General features: G+C 40.4%; 16 protein-coding genes, 2 tRNA genes, 1 rRNA gene and 1 pseudogene. 5 read left to right on the top strand and 15 right to left on the bottom strand.

Going from position 1 to position 21590, the window contains the following annotated elements; genetic code table 11:
• Positions 1-228 precede the first annotated feature (228 nt).
• Both rho and trxA read right to left on the bottom strand, forming a co-directional pair.
• Complete coding sequence (gene rho, locus AAZR93_RS09255; protein ID WP_294104385.1) at positions 229-1488, bottom strand: transcription termination factor Rho; 1260 nt, start codon at positions 1486-1488, stop codon at positions 229-231.
• A gap of 659 nt (positions 1489-2147) precedes the next feature.
• The gene (gene trxA / locus AAZR93_RS09250) at positions 2148-2474 is read right to left on the bottom strand and encodes a thioredoxin TrxA (RefSeq protein WP_294104387.1); all 327 of its coding nucleotides are present in this window, start codon (positions 2472-2474) and stop codon (positions 2148-2150) included.
• 117 nt (positions 2475-2591) lie between these two features.
• Between trxA and rhlB the strand changes: the two genes are divergently transcribed.
• On the top strand, positions 2592-3878 hold the full coding sequence (gene rhlB, locus AAZR93_RS09245; protein WP_294104389.1) for an ATP-dependent RNA helicase RhlB: 1287 nt from the start codon (positions 2592-2594) through the stop codon (positions 3876-3878).
• An 11-nt stretch (positions 3879-3889) separates the two neighbouring features.
• A complete protein-coding gene (gppA, locus tag AAZR93_RS09240) occupies positions 3890-5395 on the top strand; it encodes a guanosine-5'-triphosphate,3'-diphosphate diphosphatase (RefSeq protein ID WP_336429414.1) in 1506 nt (501 codons plus the stop codon).
• Positions 5396-5439: 44 nt separating this feature from the next.
• Here the strand turns inward: gppA and rep are convergent, their stop codons facing one another.
• Together rep and ilvC are read right to left on the bottom strand one after the other, a co-directional pair.
• Positions 5440-7464, bottom strand: a complete 2025-nt coding sequence (rep, locus tag AAZR93_RS09235) for a DNA helicase Rep (RefSeq protein ID WP_434719666.1) — start codon at positions 7462-7464, stop codon at positions 5440-5442.
• 317 nt (positions 7465-7781) lie between these two features.
• Positions 7782-9257 (bottom strand): ketol-acid reductoisomerase, encoded by a 1476-nt coding sequence (gene ilvC, locus AAZR93_RS09230; protein ID WP_434719665.1) that lies wholly within the window; start codon positions 9255-9257, stop codon positions 7782-7784.
• A 188-nt stretch (positions 9258-9445) separates the two neighbouring features.
• On the opposite strand from ilvC, the gene ilvY reads away from it, so the two are divergent.
• Positions 9446-10342 (top strand): HTH-type transcriptional activator IlvY, encoded by an 897-nt coding sequence (ilvY, locus tag AAZR93_RS09225; protein ID WP_434719664.1) that lies wholly within the window; start codon positions 9446-9448, stop codon positions 10340-10342.
• Here ilvY and ilvA read toward each other — a convergent pair.
• The 6 genes from ilvA to ilvL form a co-directional block, all read right to left on the bottom strand.
• Positions 10334-11908, bottom strand: a complete 1575-nt coding sequence (ilvA, locus tag AAZR93_RS09220; protein ID WP_434719663.1) for a threonine ammonia-lyase, biosynthetic — start codon at positions 11906-11908, stop codon at positions 10334-10336. The two genes, ilvY and ilvA, sit on opposite strands and share 9 nt — an antisense overlap.
• 2 nt (positions 11909-11910) lie before the next feature.
• The gene (gene ilvD / locus AAZR93_RS09215) at positions 11911-13761 is read right to left on the bottom strand and encodes a dihydroxy-acid dehydratase (RefSeq protein WP_336429418.1); all 1851 of its coding nucleotides are present in this window, start codon (positions 13759-13761) and stop codon (positions 11911-11913) included.
• A 144-nt stretch (positions 13762-13905) separates the two neighbouring features.
• Positions 13906-14835: a branched-chain amino acid transaminase gene (locus AAZR93_RS09210; RefSeq protein WP_294104405.1), complete on the bottom strand. Its 930-nt coding sequence runs from the start codon at positions 14833-14835 to the stop codon at positions 13906-13908.
• A 13-nt stretch (positions 14836-14848) separates the two neighbouring features.
• Positions 14849-15118, bottom strand: coding sequence for an acetolactate synthase 2 small subunit (gene ilvM / locus AAZR93_RS09205; RefSeq protein WP_294104407.1), 270 nt, complete (start codon positions 15116-15118; stop codon positions 14849-14851).
• Positions 15115-16761, bottom strand: coding sequence for an acetolactate synthase 2 catalytic subunit (gene ilvG, locus AAZR93_RS09200; protein WP_434719662.1), 1647 nt, complete (start codon positions 16759-16761; stop codon positions 15115-15117). The genes ilvM and ilvG overlap by 4 nt, the downstream gene beginning before the upstream one ends.
• 135 nt (positions 16762-16896) lie before the next feature.
• Entirely contained in the window at positions 16897-16998 is a 102-nt protein-coding gene (gene ilvL / locus AAZR93_RS09195) for an ilv operon leader peptide (RefSeq protein WP_073890001.1), read from the bottom strand.
• A gap of 479 nt (positions 16999-17477) precedes the next feature.
• Between ilvL and AAZR93_RS09190 the strand changes: the two genes are divergently transcribed.
• A complete protein-coding gene (locus AAZR93_RS09190) occupies positions 17478-19004 on the top strand; it encodes a YifB family Mg chelatase-like AAA ATPase (RefSeq protein WP_434719661.1) in 1527 nt (508 codons plus the stop codon).
• An 85-nt stretch (positions 19005-19089) separates the two neighbouring features.
• Here AAZR93_RS09190 and AAZR93_RS09185 read toward each other — a convergent pair whose 3' ends face one another.
• Positions 19090-19428: a DUF413 domain-containing protein gene (locus AAZR93_RS09185; RefSeq protein ID WP_294104418.1), complete on the bottom strand. Its 339-nt coding sequence runs from the start codon at positions 19426-19428 to the stop codon at positions 19090-19092.
• Between the two features lie 111 nt (positions 19429-19539).
• Here AAZR93_RS09185 and hdfR point away from each other — a divergent pair, with 111 nt between their 5' ends.
• Positions 19540-20397 carry an HTH-type transcriptional regulator HdfR gene (hdfR, locus tag AAZR93_RS09180; protein WP_434719981.1) on the top strand — a complete coding sequence of 286 codons (858 nt, stop codon included), beginning with the start codon at positions 19540-19542 and terminating at the stop codon, positions 20395-20397.
• Between the two features lie 92 nt (positions 20398-20489).
• On the opposite strand, the pseudogene AAZR93_RS09175 reads toward hdfR, so the two are convergent.
• The 4 genes and pseudogenes from AAZR93_RS09175 to rrf form a co-directional block, all read right to left on the bottom strand.
• A pseudogene (locus AAZR93_RS09175) lies at positions 20490-20752 on the bottom strand (IS3 family transposase); the annotation flags it as partial.
• 486 nt (positions 20753-21238) lie between these two features.
• Positions 21239-21314 (bottom strand) — tRNA-Trp (locus AAZR93_RS09170).
• Positions 21315-21322: 8 nt separating this feature from the next.
• A tRNA-Asp gene (locus AAZR93_RS09165) sits at positions 21323-21399 on the bottom strand.
• Between the two features lie 69 nt (positions 21400-21468).
• A 5S ribosomal RNA gene (gene rrf, locus AAZR93_RS09160) occupies positions 21469-21584 on the bottom strand.
• Positions 21585-21590 lie beyond the last annotated feature (6 nt).

Below are 21590 nucleotides of genomic sequence, written 5' to 3'. Positions count from 1 at the left end.
ATATCATTTTTTGATATCTAATAAATATAAACTGTCCTATTTATTGATTAAAAACCAAGCGCTAGATCTATTTTTAGAAAAATAATAAATCAAGAATAATTCCAACAGCTCCTAGCATAAAAATATATTAAGCAATCAATACAGAGACCAGATAGATAAAAAATAAAAAAAAAGGCGCTCCCCTGAGGTTGCGCCTATTTTTATCAGTCGACTAATAAACCTTAACCGTTAAGCTCTCTTCATAAAATCAAAGAACTCTTCGTTAGTTTTGGTCATTGCAAGTTTACTGATGAGGAATTCCATCGCATCAATTTCACCCATTGGATGAATAATTTTACGTAAGATCCACATTTTTTGTAATTCATCTTGCGTCGTCAGAAGTTCTTCTTTACGTGTGCCTGAACGATTATAATCAATTGCAGGGAAAACACGCTTTTCAGCTATCTTACGGGACAGGTGTAATTCCATATTACCTGTACCTTTAAATTCTTCGTAGATAACTTCATCCATTTTAGAACCAGTATCAACTAGCGCAGTTGCTATAATTGTTAAGCTACCGCCTTCTTCGACGTTACGAGCAGCACCGAAGAAGCGTTTTGGACGATGTAATGCATTCGCATCCACACCACCTGTCAATACTTTACCGGAAGAAGGTACAACTGTGTTATATGCACGAGCAAGACGTGTAATTGAATCAAGTAAAATAATAACGTCTTTTTTGTGCTCGACGAGACGTTTAGCTTTTTCAATAACCATCTCTGCAACTTGAACGTGACGTGCTGCTGGTTCATCAAAGGTCGAAGCAATAACTTCACCTTTAACTAAACGCTGCATTTCAGTTACTTCTTCAGGACGCTCATCAATAAGCAATACCATCAATACACAATCAGGATGGTTTTGGGCAATGTTAGTTGCAATATTTTGCAGTAACATTGTTTTACCCGCTTTTGGTGGTGCAACAATTAAACCACGTTGGCCACGGCCAATTGGTGCAGCTAAATCAAGTACTCGTGCAGTTAAATCTTCAGTTGAACCATTACCACGTTCCATACGAAGACGACGATTTGCATGTAATGGGGTTAAGTTTTCAAAAAGGATTTTACTGCGGGCGTTTTCAGGTTTGTCGTAGTTAACTTCGTTAACTTTCAAGAGGGCAAAATAACGTTCGCCTTCTTTAGGTGGACGAATTTTTCCTGAAATAGTATCGCCGGTGCGTAGGTTAAAACGACGAATTTGACTAGGGGAAACATAGATATCATCAGGGCCTGCAAGGTAGGAACTATCAGCTGAACGGAGGAAACCAAATCCGTCTTGCAATATTTCCAATACTCCATCGCCGAAAATATCTTCTCCACTTTTAGCGTGCTGCTTCAAGATTGAGAAGATAATATCTTGTTTTCTCATACGGGCTAAATTCTCTAGCCCCATGTTTTCGCCTAACGTAATCAGATCTGATACTGGCGTATTCTTTAATTCGGTAAGATTCATAATGGTGGGTTCTTTAACTCGGGGTAATTCTCGAACTATGAACGTAAATTGAAAGCAACTTATAATATAAGGCCATAATATAAGTGCCAGTTTAACTTTATAGCGCCCTGTTGATAGTGACTCATAAGAAACCAACAACAATGCGTAAAATTTTGTGTTTGCTGCTACCGTTGCATTAACATGATAGTGCACATTCAGCTATTACTCATCTGGATGATGTTTGTATATTATTAGAAACGTACACAATATTAGCAATAGTTTTTTGTACATTTAAGACAACATTTATTCCAATATCACAAATTTAAGTTCAATCAACGCACTAAAACATAAATGATCAATATTAAATTTTACTCAATTCACTACTTGTATCCTATGGCTCAGTCGACTGAAGTTGATAGCTGACAGGCAACAGATTACCTTTAATCTATACGTTCTAAAATTGCATAACCACAGAGATGGAATATAGCAACAATATCACTAAGTTATTACTACACTGATAAACTAGATATATAAGGTAAGAGCAATGGAATACAAGATAATTCTTACGAGTGATACACGAGGAATGTAGTTAACTTATCATGCTTGAAAGAGGACGTCTAGCGGCTCTCTACATAAAATAGATTTACCGCTAAACGTTTTAACTTACATATAACTATAACTTACAGATTTTCGTCTAGAAATTCCTTCAGTTGCGTTTTAGATAGTGCGCCAACTTTTGTTGCTGCTACACTACCATTCTTAAATAATAGAAGCGTAGGGATGCCACGAATACCATATTTGGGAGCGGTAGCCGGATTTTCATCAATATTCAGTTTTGCGATGGTCAGTTTGCCTGTATATTCTTGAGCTACTTCATCAAGAATAGGCGCGATCATTTTACAAGGACCGCACCATGCTGCCCAGAAATCGACGAGAACAGGTGAACTTGCTTGTAGAACTGCAGTTTCAAAACTTGCATCAGTTATATGTATAATTTTGTCGCTCATGTTGTACTCCAAAGGATCATCTTTTACAGATTTAGTGTAACATTATTGGCAGCAGGATGCTTTATTTCAAAAGATACGCTTTCGTAAATCAACCGTTAACTGATATTCTAACACACTATGAGTAAAGCACACTTGACAGAAAAGAAGTTTTCCGACTTCGCATTGCACCCTAAAGTCATTGAAGCCCTTAGTAAAAAAGGCTTCGACTATTGCACGCCAATACAGGCGTTCACGTTGCCTTTCACTGTCAAAGGCAAAGATGTTGCGGGGCAAGCGCAAACAGGTACGGGCAAAACGTTAGCATTTTTAACGTCTACATTTCATTATCTATTAACTCACCCTGCTATTGAAGGGAAAAAAAATAATCAGCCACGCGCGCTTATCATGGCACCGACTCGTGAATTAGCAGTACAGATTTACTCTGATGCAAAAGAGCTTGCAGAGTATACTGGCCTGAAAATGGGTCTCGCCTATGGTGGTGATGGCTATGATGAGCAATTAAAAGTTCTACAAAATGGTGTTGATATTCTAATTGGCACCACAGGACGTCTAATCGATTACGCTAAACAAGGTTACGTTGACTTAAGTGCAATTCAGGTAATTGTACTTGATGAAGCAGACCGCATGTATGACCTTGGTTTTATTAAAGATATTCGTTGGCTATTTCGTCGCATTCCTGCGGCGTCAGAAAGACTTAACTTACTCTTCTCCGCAACACTATCTTACCGTGTTAGAGAGCTAGCGTTTGAGCAAATGAATAATCCTGAATACATTGAAATAGAACCTTTACAAAAAACAGGTCATCTCATCAAAGAAGAGTTATTTTACCCTTCTAATGAAGAAAAAATGCGCCTGCTACAAACTTTACTTGAAGAAGAGTGGCCTGAGCGTTGTATTATTTTTGCCAATACTAAACATCGCTGTGATGATATCTGGGCGCATCTTGCCGCTGATGGTCATCGAGTTGGCTTACTTACTGGTGATGTCGCACAGAAAAAACGTCTACGAATTTTAGAAGAGTTCACGCAAGGCCAAATTGATATTTTAGTCGCCACTGACGTTGCTGCTCGTGGTTTACATATTCCTTCAGTCACTCATGTTTTTAACTATGATTTGCCTGATGATTGTGAAGACTATGTACACCGTATCGGTCGAACGGGTCGTGCTGGTGAAAGTGGTAACTCAATTACGCTAGCTTGCGAAGAATACGCACTTAATTTACCGGCGATTGAAGAATATATTCAGCATTCAATCCCAGTCAGTAAATATAATAGTGATGCTCTGTTAAGCGATCTTCCGGCACCAAAACGCCGTCATCGCCCACGTCCTGGAGGCCCTCGTCGCAATTCAAATTCGCCACGTCGCCACAATGGTCCTCGTAATAACCAGAAACGTCCAGGCTAAGTAAAAATAATATGCTGAAATCTTCTTCTCTTTATGCTGCAATCGATTTAGGTTCAAACAGTTTTCATATGTTAGTTGTTCGCGAATCGGCAGGCAGTATTCAGATAATTTCCAGGGTCAAACGTAAAGTTCGCCTTGCTGCTGGGTTAGATAAAAATAACCAGCTATCAGAGCAAGCGATGGAGCGAGGCTGGCAATGTCTGCGTCTTTTTTCTGAGCTCTTACAGGATATTCCTCGTGCTCAAATCCGTGTTGTCGCCACTGCGACATTACGTTTAGCAAAGAATGCAGATATTTTTATCGAAAAAGCCAGCGAAATCCTTGCCAATCCCGTCAAAGTTATTCGGGGAGAAGAAGAAGCGCGCTTAATTTACCAAGGTGTTGCACACACCACTGGCGGTCCAGACCAACGCTTAGTTGTCGATATTGGTGGTGGCAGTACAGAGCTTGTTACGGGCTTAGGTGCAAAAGCACAGCAGCTTTATAGCCTTGAAATGGGCTGTGTAACATGGCTTGAACGTTATTTTAGTGATAGGACGCTAACAGAAGAAAACTTTGCACAGGCACAAGCCGCTGCATTGAATGTGATTGCGCCTATCGCTGATGCCTTAAAAACTCACGGGTGGAAAATTTGTGTAGGGGCATCAGGTACTGTTCAAGCGATTCAAGAGATCATGATTGCACAAGGCATGGATGAGCTTATTACACTCTCTAAACTGCAACATCTTAAGCGTAAAGCAATACAGTGTCATAAACTGGAAGAACTTGAAATTGAAGGGCTTACTTTTGAACGTGCACTTGTATTTCCAAGTGGCCTATCGATTTTAATCGCCATTTTTGAAGCACTCGATATTGATAATATGACACTTGCTGGCGGCGCTTTACGTGAAGGCTTAGTATATGGCATGCTTGAACTGCCTATCGAGCAAGATATTCGAGCTCGTACATTGCGTAATATCCAACGTCGCTTTCAAGTTGATATCGAACAAGCTGGTCGTGTTAGCCAACTCGCAGAACATTTTTATCTACAAGTTGCAAAAGATTGGAATTTAGAACCCCGCTGTCGAGATTTATTATTGAGCGCTTGTGCATTGCATGAAATTGGCCTGAGTGTTGATTTTCGCCAAGGGCCTGAACATGCGAGTTATTTAATCACGCATCTTGATTTACCCGGATTCACTCCCGCTCAAAAACGCTTACTTGCTGCTCTATTAAAAAATCAGCAAGGGCCTGTAGATCTCGCCTCTCTTAGCCAACAAAATGCACTGCCAATACAGCAAACCTATGATTTGTGTCGCTTACTCAGATTAGCGATTATTTTCGCGAGCCGTAGACGTGATGACACTTTGCCAGCATTGAGACTGAATGTGAACTCTCACATTCTCACCATTATGTTGCCTTACCGTTGGTTAACTGAGTACCCTTTACGTGCTGAAAATTTGCAACAAGAGGTTCAGTGGCAAAGCTATGTAAACTGGACGTTAGAGCTCGAAGAACGCAATAGTTCTAATAGTTAATCCCATTTCACGCTAAGGTTAACTTAGCGTGAAATCAATTTGACCTAATCACCGGCTTTTTTTAATCCTAATCGCGCCTTAATATCCGCTAACGCAGATTGTCCTTTTTGCATTCGCTCCTCCGCGCTCACGACTTTACGTTGCTGTTCCCATTCAAGATCATCTTGCGGTAATTCAAGCAAAAAACGGCTTAATTCAGGACGAATTAATTCACCATATTGACGACGTTCACGACAATGGGTAAAAAATAGCTCTCGCTGTGCACGAGTGATCCCGACATAAGCTAATCGCCGCTCTTCATCAATATTATTTTCATCGATACTACTTTGATGAGGAAGAAGCCCTTCTTCCATGCCAACCAAAAATACATACGGAAACTCTAATCCTTTAGAAGCATGTAATGTCATCAATTGAACTTGATCGGAATCCTCATCATCTTCCCCTCGCTCCATCATATCTCGCAATGTAAAACGGGTCACAATTTGAGTCAGGGACATTGGATCATTTAATTCGTCTCCTTCAATCATTTCACCCATCCACGAAAATAATTGATTGACGTTTTTCATTCGCATTTCAGCTGCTTTAGTGCTAGTTGACGTTTCATACAACCAGCTTTCATAATCCATTTCGCGCAATAAATCACGAACAGCAAATAAGGGTTCTCGTTCTGACATTTTAACAATGTCATCCATCCAATGGGTAAATTTCTGAAGAGACTCGAGACCTTTGCCTTTTAAAGTTTGCTCTAAACCTAGATCAAAACTGGCTTGATAGAGACTTTTACCTCGTTGATTTGCCCATTCACCTAATTTTTGAATTGTTTTAGGACCAATTTCACGGCGTGGTGTATTCACAATGCGCAAAAACGCACTATCATCTTCTGGGTTAGTCAGCACTCGCAAATAAGCAAGTAAGTCTTTAATTTCAGGCCGAGAGAAAAAAGAAGTTCCCCCAGAAATGCGATACGGTATCCGGTTTTGCATCAGCATTTTTTCAAAAATACGTGATTGATGATTACCTCGATACAAAATAGCGTAATCTTTATATTCAGTTTTATTAATAAAATGATGTGCAATTAATTCGCCAATTACCCTTTCCGCTTCATGATCTTCATTATTTGCGGTTAGGACTTTTAATGGTGCCCCATAACCTAGCTCAGAAAAAAGCTTCTTTTCAAAAACATGAGGATTATTAGCAATAAGAATATTTGCCGCTTTCAAAATACGCTCTGATGACCGGTAATTTTGTTCTAACTTAATCACATTAAGCTTAGGAAAGTCTTGGCTAAGCAAAACGAGATTTTGTGGTCGAGCACCTCGCCATGAATAGATTGATTGATCGTCATCACCCACAACCGTAAATCTTGCACGTTGACCAACCAATAATTTGACTAATTGATACTGACTAGTATTGGTATCTTGATATTCATCCACCAGCAAATAACGAATTTTTTGCTGCCAACGTTCACGAACCTCTTCGTTCTGATATAGCAATAATGTTGGTTTGCTAATCAGATCGTCAAAATCAAGAACATTACAGCTTTTTAAATGCAACTCATAACGACGATAACATTCAGCAAAATGTTGCTCTTTCTCACCTCGAGCTTGCCCAACCACTTGTTGCGGTGAAATCAGATCATTCTTCCAATTTGAAATAGCTGTTATTAGCTGTTTCAATAAATCTTTATCTTCTTCAAGTAAATCAAATGTTAGCTCTTTCAACAGCGCCATTTGGTCTTGATCATCAAATAGGGAAAAATTAGCTTTGATCCCCAGCGCTTTATATTCACGCTTAATAATTTCCAAGCCTAATGTATGAAAAGTCGAAATAATTAACCCACGCGCCTCTTTTTTACCCAATGTTTGTGCCACTCGCTCTTTCATTTCGCGAGCCGCTTTATTCGTAAAGGTCACAGCCGCAATTTGACGAGGCTGATAACCACATTGACGAATAAGATGCGCAATTTTATTGGTAATAACTCTAGTCTTACCTGAACCAGCCCCTGCTAACACAAGGCATGGGCCTTCCACAAATTCAACTGCCTGTTGTTGGCTTGGGTTTAATCGCATGGCTTCTCTACATCACTTAGTTAGTCAAAATGGAACTCGCTACAGATTGTAGCAGAAACCCAGCCAACTCTTGAGTAACGATCCCCTATAACGGCAAAAAACCACATCATTCATCAGAATCATGTGGTTTTGTTTTATTCTTTTATTACATCAATATATTTTTCTAAACTATTCTCATAAAAAATACGCTGATTATCCAAAGCATTTCGCGTTCTAGGTAGGAAGCAAATAAGATTATCCCAAGGAGCATACAAAAGTATGTGACTTGGGTAATCTTAAGAAGCTGACACCCCTAGAACGTGAAAGGAGAAGGATAATTAATTGCCGACAGAAATCTTCTTCATATCCATCATATACCCGCGTAAAGTCTTACCGATGGCCTCAATTGGGTGATTACGGATAGCTTCATTGATATCACGCAACTGCGCATTATCAGTTCCGTTATCTGCAACAGGCTTAGCTAAGTCACCCGCTTGTACTTTTGTCATAAATTCTTTTAACATCGGTACCGCTGCGAATGAGAACAAATAGTTACCATATTCTGCAGTATCTGAAATAACAACGTTCATTTCATATAAACGCTTACGAGCAATAGTGTTAGCAATCAATGGCAGCTCATGCAATGACTCATAATAAGCTGATTCTTCAAGGATACCGGCTTCTAACATAGTATCAAATGCTAATTCAACACCCGCTTTAACCATCGCAACTAACAGTACACCGTGGTCAAAATATTCTTGTTCAGGAATTTTACCGTCATAGTCTGGATAATTTTCAAATGCAGAATTACCTGTCTCTTCACGCCATGTCAGTAAGTTTTTATCATCATTAGCCCAGTCAGCCATCATTTTTGATGAAAACTCACCAGAAATGATGTCGTCCATATGTTTATGGAACAACGGTGCCAAAATAGTTTTTAATTGTTCAGATAATGCATATGCGCGTGCTTTTGCTGGATTAGATAAACGATCCATCATCAGCGTGATACCGCCTTGTTTCAGTGCTTCGGTAATTGTTTCCCAACCGAATTGAATCAATTTACCTGCATAACCTGGTTCTACACCGTCTGCAACCATTTTGTCATAGCTCAGTAAAGCGCCGGCTTGCAACATACCACACAGAATGGTTTGCTCGCCCATCAAGTCAGATTTAACTTCAGCAACAAATGACGATTCCAGAACACCAGCACGATGACCACCTGTCGCTGCGGCCCATGCTTTAGCGATAGCCATACCTTCACCTTGAGGGTCATTCTCTGGGTGAACTGCAATCAACGTTGGAACACCAAAGCCGCGTTTATACTCTTCACGAACTTCAGTACCTGGACATTTCGGTGCAACCATCACAACAGTAATATCTTTACGAATCTCTTCGCCAACTTCAACAATGTTAAAACCATGGGAGTAACCCAGTGCAGCACCTTGTTTCATCATAGGCTGAACAGCACGAACAACGGTAGAATGTTGTTTGTCTGGCGTTAAGTTAACCACTAAATCCGCTTCTGGGATCAGTTCTTCATAGGTGCCAACTTTAAAACCATTTTCTGTCGCTTTACGCCATGAAGCGCGTTTTTCGCTAATTGCTTCTGCGCGTAATGCATAAGCAATATCCAAACCTGAGTCGCGCATATTTAGACCTTGATTTAGGCCTTGAGCACCACAACCGACGATGACGATTTTTTTACCTTTCAGATAACCAGCTTCATCCGCAAATTCTTCGCGGCTCATGAAACGGCATTTACCTAATTGCGCTAACTGCTCGCGCAAATTCAATGTGTTGAAATAATTCGCCATTGTCGTACTCCATTGTTCAGTAGTGTTCTGTTGTATTTGTTATGTCAGATAATTTATTAATCTGTTGCTCATTATTGAGCTGCTATAAAGTTACTATATGCGAAGAATCACATTGCTTAAATTGATATATTAACAATACAATGTTGCATAAATCGCAATAACGATAATTACGGTCACTTGAGGTACAAATGGATATCCGAGATTTAAAGCTATTTTTGCATTTAGCCGAGAGCTGCCATTTTGGCCGTACATCGAAAGCCATGTATATCAGCCCTTCAACGCTATCACGGCAAATACAGCGGCTTGAGGAACAATTGGGGCATCCATTATTTATTCGCGATAACCGCTCAGTAAAATTAACGCAAGCAGGTGATCACCTTAAGCAATTTGCTCAGCAGACTTTATTACAGTATCAACAATTACAACATGTACTCAACCAACAAAGTCCCTCTTTGAGTGGTGAGTTACGACTTTTTTGCTCGGTTACAGCGGCTTATAGTCATTTACCCCAAGTGCTCGACAAATTTCGTGCTTTGCATCCTTTGGTTGAAATAAAACTGACCACTGGTGATGCCGCTGATGCAGTTGAAAAAATTGAAACGAAAGAGGCCGATCTGGGTATTGCGGGTAAACCAGAACGACTCCCTGATAATGTGAGTTTCACTAAAATTGGAGAAATTCCATTAGTGCTGATCGCACCATCGCTACCTTGCGCGGTACGTACCATGGTCATGGAAGAAAAACCTGATTGGTCAACTGTGCCTTTTATCCTGCCAGAGCATGGACCATCACGTAAACGTATCGAGCTATGGTTTCGCCGCCATAACATCAATAACCCGGTCATATACGCTACGGTATCCGGACACGAAGCCATTGTATCGATGGTAGCGCTTGGCTGTGGTATCGCATTAATACCCAGTGTTGTTGTCGATAATAGCCCAGAGCCTGTTCGTAGCCGGATCTGCCAATTAGAAAATATTTCGATGGTCGAACCATTTGAGCTTGGCGTCTGCCTACTAAGCAAACGCCTAAACGAACCACTGATAAAAGCATTTTGGGAATTACTCCCAGAACACCTAATCTAAGGCTTTGGGATCATCTTGCGGGGCTAAAAAGAAGCGGAATGACGGATTTCCCGTTTCATCATGATGCTCATAACCAAGAGCATCAAGATGTCTATCAAAACGTACCTCAGGGCCCGAAAGCTCAAATGCAGCCAATACGCGACCATAATCAGTACCATGACTGCGATAATGAAATAACGTAATATTCCAATGCGTTCCCAAGGTCTCTAAAAACTTCAATAACGCCCCTGGAGACTCTGGGAATTCAAAACTATATAATCTTTCTTCTAAAGGCTTCGACGGACGACCACCAATCATATAACGGACATGAAGCTTCGCCATTTCATCATCTGACAAATCAGCAACTTCATAGCCATTATTCTGTAATTCTTGAATAATCTCAAGCCGCTCATTTTCACCGCCATTCAAACGAACACCAACAAAAATACAAGCGCGATCCGGTGCTGCATCCGTGTAACGATAATTAAATTCTGTAATTAAGCGGTGACCTAAGAGCTGACAGAATCGTAAAAAACTGCCTTTTTTCTCAGGAATAGTGACGGCCAATAGAGCTTCTCTTTGCTCTCCAAGCTCACAACGCTCAGAAATATAACGCAACCCATGAAAATTCATATTTGCGCCAGAAAGAATATGCGCAAGACGTTCGCCTTTAATGTTGTGTTGCTGAACATATTTTTTTAATCCAGCGAGAGCAATTGCGCCTGATGGCTCTGCAATTGCCCGAACATCTTCAAAAATATCTTTCAATGCAGCACAAATAGAGTCACTATCAACCGTAATCACATCATCAACATACTGCTGACATATCCTAAAGGTTTCATCGCCAATGCGCTTTACCGCAACACCTTCGGCAAATAAACCGACTCTAGGTAAATCAACAGGATGCCCTGCCTCTAATGCTGCCTTTAAGCACGCAGAATCTTCGGCTTCAACACCAATGATTTTAATTTCAGGCATTAGATGTTTAATTAATACAGCCACACCTGCGATTAACCCACCGCCACCAACAGGAATAAAAATACGATCCAAATGTGCGTCTTGTTGTAATAATTCAAGGGCAATTGTCGCTTGCCCTGCAATGACTAAAGGATGATCAAAAGGTGGCACAAAGGTGTAACCTTCCTCCTCTGCCATGGCTATCGCTTTTGCTTTTGCTTCATCAAAATTAGCACCATACAAAATGGCTTCGCCACCAAAGCTACGAACGGCATCAACTTTAATGTCGGCTGTCGCCGTTGGCATCACAATTTTAGCATTAATACCAACACGCTGAGCTGATAGCGCAACACCTTGTGCATGATTACCGGCAGAGGCCGTCACCACGCCTTTTGCTTTTTGCTCTTCCGTTAAGCTAGCAATCATGGCATATGCACCACGTAGTTTAAAACTATGAACAGGCTGTCTATCTTCACGTTTGACTAAAACAGTGTTACCCAAACGCAAAGATAATTTTTCCATTTTTTGGAGTGGCGTAACCGTCGCCACTTCATAAACCGGCGCGCTTAGCGCCGCTTTCAAGTAATCCGCCCCTGAAGGAGCTACTGGTAACGGTTTTGCTGCTGCCACAATCAGCCTCCTAGCTTCGATTTATCGCGTACAGCGCCTTTATCCGCACTGGTCGCCAAAGAAGCATAAGCACGCAATGCAAAAGAAACTTCACGTTGACGATTACGAGGGGTATACGCTTTTTCACCACGAGCAAGTTCCGCATCACGACGTTTTGTTAGCTCATCTTCGCTAACTACTAGTGCCATTGTTCTTTTCGGAATATCGATATCAATAATGTCACCGTCTTGAACTAAAGCTAATAAGCCACCACTTGCCGCTTCTGGTGAAATATGTCCAATAGAAAGCCCTGAACTACCACCAGAGAAACGTCCATCAGTGATCAACGCACAACTCTTGCCGAGTCCCATAGATTTCAGGTAAGACGTTGGGTAAAGCATTTCCTGCATACCTGGGCCACCTTTTGGCCCTTCGTAGCGGATAACGACCACATCGCCTTCCACTATTTTGCCACCAAGAACAGCATCAACCGCATCATCTTGGCTTTCAAAAACTTTCGCTGGACCTCTGAATGTTAAACTGCCTTCATCAACACCCGCAGTTTTAACAATACAGCCATTTTCCGCAATATTACCCGACAAAATAGCCAAACCACCATCTAAACTATAAGCATGTTCAAGGTTGCGAATACACCCATTTTCACGGTCTGTATCCAGCGATGGCCAACGACAACTTTGAGAGAATGCTTTCGTCGTACGAATACCCGCTGGACCCGCAGAAAACATAGATTTCACTGCGTCATCTTTAGTCAACATGACATCATATTGGGCTAACATTTCTTGGAAAGTCAGTCCTAAAATATTAGTCACATCTTCTTGTAATAAACCAGCACGGCTGAGCTCACCCAAAATACCAATAACACCACCAGCGCGATGCACATCTTCCATGTGATATTTTTGCGTACTTGGTGCAACTTTGCACAAATGTGGAACTTTGCGAGATAGGCGATCGATATCATCCATCGTGAAATCAATTTCTGCTTCTTGTGCTGCCGCCAATAAGTGTAAAACGGTATTGGTTGAGCCACCCATCGCAATATCCAACGTCATTGCATTTTCAAACGCAGACTTATTAGCAATATTACGCGGTAATGCACTTTCATCATCTTTTTCGTAATAACGTTTTGTAAGTTCAACAATGCGTTTACCCGCGTTGATAAACAACATTTCACGATCAGAATGAGTCGCTAGCAATGAGCCATTCCCTGGTTGTGATAGCCCAAGCGCCTCAGTCAAACAGTTCATTGAGTTTGCAGTAAACATACCCGAGCAGGAGCCACACGTTGGACAAGCTGAACGCTCAATTTGGTCACTGACTTCATCGCTAACATTCGGGTTTGCCCCTTGGATCATTGCATCAACTAAATCCAACTTAATAATTTGATCTGAAAGCTTAGTTTTACCCGCTTCCATCGGGCCACCCGATACAAAGATAACAGGAATATTCAGGCGTAAAGCTGCCATCAACATACCTGGGGTAATTTTATCGCAGTTCGAAATACAGACCATCGCATCAGCACAATGCGCATTAACCATGTATTCAACGGAGTCAGCAATCAATTCACGGGAAGGTAAGGAGTACAGCATTCCGCCATGCCCCATCGCAATACCATCATCAACAGCGATAGTGTTGAACTCTTTTGCAACGCCACCTGAATTTTCAATATGTTCTGCGACTAGCCTACCTAAGTCACGTAAGTGAACATGCCCTGGAACGAACTGAGTGAATGAGTTAACAACTGCAATAATTGGTTTTCCAAAATCATCATCAGTCATACCTGTCGCACGCCATAATGCGCGAGCACCAGCCATGTTGCGACCATGAGTGGTTGTTGCTGAACGGTACTTAGGCATATCTTTACTCCCGAGTTTAAAACAGGCGGGGAACGACCGCCTGTAAATCAGTTTGTACCCAAAATAATTATAATTGCAGGTAATCAGCAAGTGACTATAACCAACACCCCTGCAATTTGAAGTATGACGGGTATGTATTATTCGTTATTGAGGGTTAATTGGATCTAACCAGCCCCATTTATCTTCTGTTGTACCGTCAAATAAACCAAAGAATGCTTGTTGGATTTTTTTCGTTACTGGACCACAGCGACCGATACCCACTTCGATACCATCGACACTGCGTACAGGCGTTATCTCAGCAGCAGTTCCGGTCATGAAAACTTCATCAGCAAGATAAAGAGACTCACGAGACAATGTTTGCTCACGAACTTCAATTCCCATATCTTTTGCTAGAGTCAAAATTGCATCACGAGTGATCCCAGGTAATGCGGATGACGTAAATGGCGGTGTAAATAAAATACCATCTTTGACTTCAAATATATTTTCACCCGCACCTTCAGATAAATAACCATGCACATCTAATGCAATACCTTCTTGATAACCATGGCGACGAGCTTCGCTACCAACAAGTAAAGATGACAAGTAATTACCACCCGCTTTTGCACCAGTAGGGATAGTATTTGGTGCCACACGATTCCAAGAAGAGACCATAGCATCAATACCTTGGTCTAATGCATCTTCACCTAAATATGCACCCCATGGGAATGCAGCCATGATCACATCAGTACTGTAACCATCTGGTGGATTAACACCCATACCAACATCACCTACAAAAACTAAAGGGCGAATATAAGCACTGACTAAGTTATTTTCACGCAATGTTTTACGACAAGCTTCCATTAATTCTTCAACACTATAGCTGACAGGCATGCGGTAAATTTTTGCAGAATCACGCAAACGTTGCATATGCTCACGATGACGAAAGACCACCGGACCTTTATGTGAGTCATAGCAACGTACGCCTTCAAATACTGATGTCCCATAATGCAGTGCGTGAGACATTACGTGAACTTTTGCATCAGCCCATGGCGTCATTTCACCGTTAAACCAAATAAAGTCAGCTTTCTTAGTCATTTTATTTATTTCCTTACATTGCACTTTGTGTGCGTAATAGTCGTGATTCTTGTTGTAGTATTTCAACTTCTGTAATGTCTGCCAGTTTAGTTAACTGTGCGCAAAGCTGTGTTAACGGTCTCTGGCTACTTACAGTAAGCTCTATATTCACATTATCGCCATCTGCCGATTGGCCCATATTCATAGCATTTATACGAAATCCACGATGGCGTGTAACACGTAATATACGCTCTAAAACCTCAGGACGGAAACGGGCTAATATTGAGAGTTGATGTTGCATCATAACGGTTTCTCCATCATTTTTTCATTACTCGCCCCTGGTGGAACCAATGGCCAGACGTTTTCTAATTCATTAATTGATACCTGTAATAAAAATGCGCCGTCGCTATTAAGCAATTCATCTAATGCCCCATCTACTTCTGATTTGCAGGTAATACGACGTCCTGGGATATCAAACGCACTTGCCAATGCCACAAAATCGGGGTTATCAGTCAAAATAGTTTCACTATAACGCTGTTCAAAAAATAACTCTTGCCATTGACGAACCATACCTAAACGTTGGTTATCTAACAATAGGATCTTAACAGGCAGTTTTTTACGCTTAATGGTGCCAAGCTCTTGAACATTCATCATAAAAGAACCATCACCAGAGACACAAACAACCGTATCTTGCGGTCTGGCAACTTGTGCGCCAATCGCAGCTGGAACACCAAATCCCATCGTTCCAAGGCCACTTGATGTTAAAAAATTTTCAGGGCCATCAACAGTAATATGTTGCGCTGACCACATTTGGTGTTGCCCTACGTCTGTCGTCACAACAGTATTCGGTTTCATTTTGTCGGCGAGTTGTTTTAATAACAAAGGCGCATAAATAAGCTCGCCGGGATGATCATAGCGCCAACCAAACTCTTTTTTCAGCTGCTGGACTTCCTGCTGCCAATGAGAAATGGACTTTCTTAACATTAATTCAGGTAGTAGTGCTTTCGCATCCCCTAACAAAGCCACATGTGTTTGACGTAATTTATCTAATTCAACGTGATCTATATCGATGTGAATAACTTTGGCATTTGGTGCAAAGGTATTTAGCTTACCGGTTACCCTATCATCAAAACGCGCGCCTACGGCTATCAACAAATCACAACGCTGCACCGAGATATTAGCGGCTTTAGTCCCGTGCATACCTAGCATGCCCAAGTAGTTATCATCCGAAGGTGTCACGGCACCTAACCCTTTGAGCGTAACAACTGAAGGAATGCCCGTATAATCAATAAAGGCTCTTAATTCTTTAATCGCTCCAGACATACCAACACCACCACCAATGTATAACATTGGTTTTTCTGATTGCTCTAACAGCATTCTTGCCTGCTGAATTTCATCAGTTGCTATTGCTATATCTTGTTCAACAGGCATCAGATAAGGAGATAGTTCTGCATGTTGTAGTTGAATATCTTTCGGAATATCAATCAGTACAGGTCCAGGACGCCCACTATTTGCGATTGCGAAAGCTTCAGCAAGGATGCGAGGTAAATCTTCTATCGAATCAACTAAAAAACTATGCTTAGTACAGGCAAGAGACAAACCTAAAACGTCCACTTCCTGAAAGGCGTCAGTTCCGATAAAGTCTGAAGCAACTTGCCCCGTAATAGCAACAACAGGCACAGAATCTAACAATGCATCGGCAAGGCCTGTAATAACATTGGTCGCTCCGGGTCCTGAAGTCGCGATACAAACGCCCGTTTTGCCTGTTGAACGTGCGTAGCCAATTGCAGCAATGACAGCGCCTTGCTCATGGCGACATAGTAAATGTTCAACACCACCATCGTACAATGCATCGTAAACAGGCATGATAGCCCCACCAGGATACCCAAAAACAGTATCAACCCCTTGCGTTCGTAATGCCTGAACTAACCACTGTGCTCCGTTCATGCTCTGCTCCTGTCTGTCGATTACTTTATTTGTTTGTATTTATTTTATTTTTTGTGAAATTTTTTATTTTGATAAACATTTATGTCAAAAAAAACCCCGCGCCTTTCGGTGCGGGGTTCTCGTAAGATTTAGCTATTATTTCAGCTTTCGTCGTCCAAGTGCAGCCCCGCACGGTGGGATAATAATCACCACCACGCTAATAATAATTAGGCTAACTGCTTGGATAAATGCGTTCATAAACGGTATCTTTTTCAACATTATTCGTTATCTTTATTAAAGAGTTATCATTTTAAAAATCATTTGACAACTTTTATTTATTTTATTTATTTTCTAAATGTTTATTTCAATAAAAATCAATTAATTACAAACAAAACAACATAATAAACCACCATTTTATGAAAAAACAAACAATCAGACCTGCCGATAATCACATGCTCAGCAATATAAACCAACTCAATATTTCGCGCTTTATCCAATAAAAACATTATTTAATCATTATTTTTTCTCTTTAGTTTCATCACGCATCCAATATTCCAATAAATAAAAAATCATATCAATGCTGATAAAAACGCATTACGAAGCGCTTCGCAAGAAATTAAATAGTTTTTAAATTTAACAATTAAATTGTCGAGTAGCTTCGCAAAAATAAAGTATACAGGATGAAAGTTAACTAATTTCTCACAGAATATTACTCTGTGTATTCAATGAGAAAATTTATGACACTTGCTATCGTTTATACCAGAGCTTCAATTGGAATGGATGCACCACTAGTTACCGTTGAAGCGCATATTAGCAACGGCCTCCCAGGGTTAACTTTAGTTGGCTTACCCGAAACTGCGGTAAAAGAAGCGAGAGATAGAGTTCGGAGCGCATTACTTAACAGCGGTTTTGAATACCCAGCTAAAAAAATGACCATTAATTTAGCCCCAGCCGATCTACCAAAAGAAAGCGGCCGCTACGACCTTGCGATTGCTATTGCAATCTTAGCATCATCAGGACAAATCCCACATGACGCATTGAATCAACATGAGTTTTTGGGTGAACTTGCATTATCTGGCTTTATTCGTCATGTAAATGGTTCTATTCCTGCTGCACAAGCCGCGCTCACTCAAAATAGGCTTCTAATTCTTTCCGTTGAAAATCAACATCAATTAAATTTATTGCCTGCTAACAGCGTAAAATTCTCATCAACTTTGCTTGAACTTTGTCATTTTTTACATAAAAAAACAGACTTAGTTAGTAATCAATACTTTTCAAAATCGCCCCATCCTCCTAACTATGAGCATGATATCAATGATATTATTGGTCAAGAACAAGGAAAAAGAGCATTAGAGATTTGTGCCTCTGGAGGTCATAATTTATTACTACTAGGCCCACCAGGTACAGGAAAAACAATGCTAGCTAGTAGATTAATGACTTTATTACCCTCATTAACACCGCAAGAAGCCTTAGAGGTCGCATCACTACATAGTTTAACTCATACTTTAACAGAAGACCCAAACTGGCCAGCAAGACCATTTAGAAGCCCGCATCACAGCGCATCTGTTGCTGCGCTTATCGGAGGAGGAAGCCTTCCGAAGCCTGGAGAGATATCTCTTGCCCATCATGGCATTTTATTTTTAGACGAATTACCTGAATTTAGCCGCTCAGTACTAGATGCATTACGTGAACCATTAGAATCAAGAAAAGTCATCATTTCCCGAGCAAAAGCGAAGGTTTGTTTCCCCTCTAACTTTCAACTTATCGCAGCATTAAATCCAAGTCCAACAGGGCATTACCAAGGTGAAATAAGCCGCTCTTCTCCAGCCAAGATTTTACGTTATCTTTCTCGTATTTCAGGACCTTTTCTAGATAGATTCGATCTTTCAATTGAACTACCTTTACTTCCTTTAGGTACATTAAGTCATCAAACAAATCAAGGCGAAACAAGTGAACAAATACGCATAAGAGTAATTGCTGCAAGAAATAAACAAATTGAAAGAATAGGAAAAATTAATAGTCAGCTAACATCAAGAGAAACGACAATATTTTGTAAGCTCAGTACAGAAGATGCATTGTTTTTAGAACATGCACTCAATAAACTAGGACTTTCTATACGTGCATGGCATAGGATACTAAGAGTTTCTAGAACTATTGCCGATCTTAATGCATCAAGACACATTGAACGGGCACATTTATTGGAAGCGCTAGGCTATAGGGCGATGGATAAGCTATTGCTTCATTTGCAAAAACAAGTAAGCTGAGCAAAATAAGCTGAAAAAGACGACGCATGAGCATCTGGAATAAATAAAGGGACCGAAGTCCCTCTTAATCATTCCGACGTTAAAACTAATCGTCAGAATCGGTATAGTCTTCCGATGGATCTATCTGTGGTTTACCACCAGATAACGTATGAAAGCGTTTTGGACGATTAATACGACTAGTATATTTTGCCCAAACTTTTTCTTCAGGGGTAGCAGGTTCACGTTCACCGCGACAAACAGCAACGAAAAGTTTCTCTTCATCTGTCTGTGCTGGACGTTTACCTAAATCAAGCTCATTAAAAGCTTGGCCGTGGCGCTCTAACAACTGAGCCTCTTTGATGGTGAAATCACCATGACGAGAAAAACCACGTGGATAATGTTTGTTATCGAAAAAACGATTAGTCGTGATGAAGCTATCTGCCATCTGACACACTCCTAACTTATTACAGTCAACTCTATATGGCGCGGAGTATTAGACAGCATAGACAATCTGTAAAACAAAACATTTAAATCATCACGACAAAAATAATTGGAGATACGCGTGGATAGTGAGTTATTGAAAACTTTTTTAGAAGTCAGTAGAACCAGACACTTCGGTAGAGCCGCAGAATCACTCTATTTGACACAGTCTGCTGTTAGCTTTCGTATCCGCCAATTAGAGACTCAACTTGGTACAAGCTTATTTACGCGACACCGTAATAATATTCGATTAACACCGGCGGGTGAGCGCCTAGTTCCTTATGCCGAATCTTTAATGAATACATGGCTACAAGCTAAAAAAGAAATATCTCACGCATCTCAGCACACTGAGCTCTCAATCGGTGCGACTGCCTCCCTATGGGAAGGTTACCTGACAGACTGGGTTGAAGAGCTTTATAATCAGCATGATGAATTACGATTGGAAGCAAGAGTTTCAACTCGTCAATCACTCGTAAAACAGCTGCACTCAAGAGAATTAGATTTATTAATAGCCACTGAGCCACCTAAAATGGATGAATTTGAAAGCACCATAATAGGTTCAATTGAATTACAATTAATGGCTTCACAAAAAAATATTGCGCTAACCAAATATAATTATATAAAACTTGAATGGGGTGCTGATTTTCATCCTAAAAATGAATCAGTATTAGCACAAGATGATACTCCAGTGATGATCACGACATCTGCTCATATAGCACGTCAATTACTTTCTGTATCGCTCTCAGCGACGTTTTTACCTGAACATTGGGTTGTCCAATATCCTGGCTTAAAAACGCTCTCAGAAACCGTAATTATTAAGCCGTTATATGCGGTTTGGCTGCAAAAAAATGATCAACAAGCACTCATTAATCAATTAATTAAAGTACCTATAAAAAATGCACAGTTACTAATCGAACCATCCAAAGATGAGTGATCTTTCACTCATTTTCTAGCGGATTGCATAACAATCAACTCAGCAGACACTAATTAACTTTTCACCATGACTTTTTCATACTCTACAGGTGATTATTGATTATCGGAACCATGCCTACATTTTATGTTGTAGAAGATCTCGATATATTCAAAGATATCCATACGCCCTTCTTCTTGAGAGGAATAAATCTTTCATTCTCTTTTTCATCAATTGAAAAAACGTTTTGCAACCACGTGTCACGATAATTTCCTCTACAGCTCATACTAACATCCAATCAGTCCTGCTTTAAAAAAGCATTCTAATCATGACTGGTATATTGACTGCCTTGGTCGGAATACACGAGTACATTCTTTAAAAATTTTTAATATCAGAAAATTATGACTAGTATTTTTTATTATTTCTTATAATACAATATATTACAGTTCATATTTTAATGTCTAAAACCATCAGTTCACATCCTAAACCAGTGCATTTTAAAAAATCTACCCCCTATATTTTGATGAATTATAATATTTATTTCAGTCTTAATAAGCTCGATCTCAGGGAGATTAATTCTGTCATGTCCATTCAAATATATAGATATAACGAGTAACTATTCAAATAAGCATTATTTAATAAATATATTTCATTAATACTCAGCACAAAGAGCAATAATCTAATAAGTAAGCTAACAATATGTTTTTTTATTGAAAAAGAAATGAAGTAAATGATAGAAGGGTTAATAGAATAAATAACGAGGAAGTAAATTGAATGAAATGAGTAAAATTTAGATAAAGAAAAACCCGATTAATATAATCGGGTTATCAATAGATACTTCTTTTATTATTACTTAATTGGTAACTGGCAGGGGCGGAGAGACTCGAACTCCCAACACCCGGTTTTGGAGACCGGTGCTCTACCAATTGAACTACGCCCCTAAATTAAGTGGCGGAACGGACGGGACTCGAACCCGCGACCCCCTGCGTGACAGGCAGGTATTCTAACCAACTGAACTACCGCTCCACTTATTCTTTCGCCTTTCGGCTGCTTATCATTGTCTCTAAAGAGATCATCAATAAGACTTTAATTAATGTCTGGCAGTTCCCTACTCTCACATGGGGAGACCCCACACTACCATCGGCGCTACGGCGTTTCACTACTGAGTTCGGCATGGGGTCAGGTGGGACCACCGCGCTATTGCCGCCAGACAAATT

The sequence above is a fragment of the Providencia sp. Je.9.19 genome (genome assembly GCF_051129765.1).
In the GTDB taxonomy this organism is placed as follows: Bacteria; Pseudomonadota; Gammaproteobacteria; order Enterobacterales; family Enterobacteriaceae; genus Providencia.
The sequence above is the reverse complement of the archived record's forward strand: the minus strand, read 5'-3'. Positions and strand labels throughout refer to the sequence as shown.

What these genes read in the sequence shown, in the direction of transcription:
- trxA (WP_294104387.1), bottom strand. Translation starts at nt 2,474, where the DNA reads ATGAGCGACAAAATTATACATATAACTGATGCAAGTTTTGAAACTGCA.
- ilvL (WP_073890001.1), bottom strand. Translation starts at nt 16,998, where the DNA reads ATGAACGCATTTATCCAAGCAGTTAGCCTAATTATTATTAGCGTGGTG.
- rho (WP_294104385.1), bottom strand. Translation starts at nt 1,488, where the DNA reads ATGAATCTTACCGAATTAAAGAATACGCCAGTATCAGATCTGATTACG.
- AAZR93_RS09185 (WP_294104418.1), bottom strand. Translation starts at nt 19,428, where the DNA reads ATGGCAGATAGCTTCATCACGACTAATCGTTTTTTCGATAACAAACAT.
- ilvG (WP_434719662.1), bottom strand. Translation starts at nt 16,761, where the DNA reads ATGAACGGAGCACAGTGGTTAGTTCAGGCATTACGAACGCAAGGGGTT.
- AAZR93_RS09210 (WP_294104405.1), bottom strand. Translation starts at nt 14,835, where the DNA reads ATGACTAAGAAAGCTGACTTTATTTGGTTTAACGGTGAAATGACGCCA.
- ilvY (WP_434719664.1), top strand. Translation starts at nt 9,446, where the DNA reads ATGGATATCCGAGATTTAAAGCTATTTTTGCATTTAGCCGAGAGCTGC.
- ilvD (WP_336429418.1), bottom strand. Translation starts at nt 13,761, where the DNA reads ATGCCTAAGTACCGTTCAGCAACAACCACTCATGGTCGCAACATGGCT.
- rep (WP_434719666.1), bottom strand. Translation starts at nt 7,464, where the DNA reads ATGCGATTAAACCCAAGCCAACAACAGGCAGTTGAATTTGTGGAAGGC.
- gppA (WP_336429414.1), top strand. Translation starts at nt 3,890, where the DNA reads ATGCTGAAATCTTCTTCTCTTTATGCTGCAATCGATTTAGGTTCAAAC.
- ilvC (WP_434719665.1), bottom strand. Translation starts at nt 9,257, where the DNA reads ATGGCGAATTATTTCAACACATTGAATTTGCGCGAGCAGTTAGCGCAA.
- AAZR93_RS09190 (WP_434719661.1), top strand. Translation starts at nt 17,478, where the DNA reads ATGACACTTGCTATCGTTTATACCAGAGCTTCAATTGGAATGGATGCA.
- rhlB (WP_294104389.1), top strand. Translation starts at nt 2,592, where the DNA reads ATGAGTAAAGCACACTTGACAGAAAAGAAGTTTTCCGACTTCGCATTG.
- ilvM (WP_294104407.1), bottom strand. Translation starts at nt 15,118, where the DNA reads ATGATGCAACATCAACTCTCAATATTAGCCCGTTTCCGTCCTGAGGTT.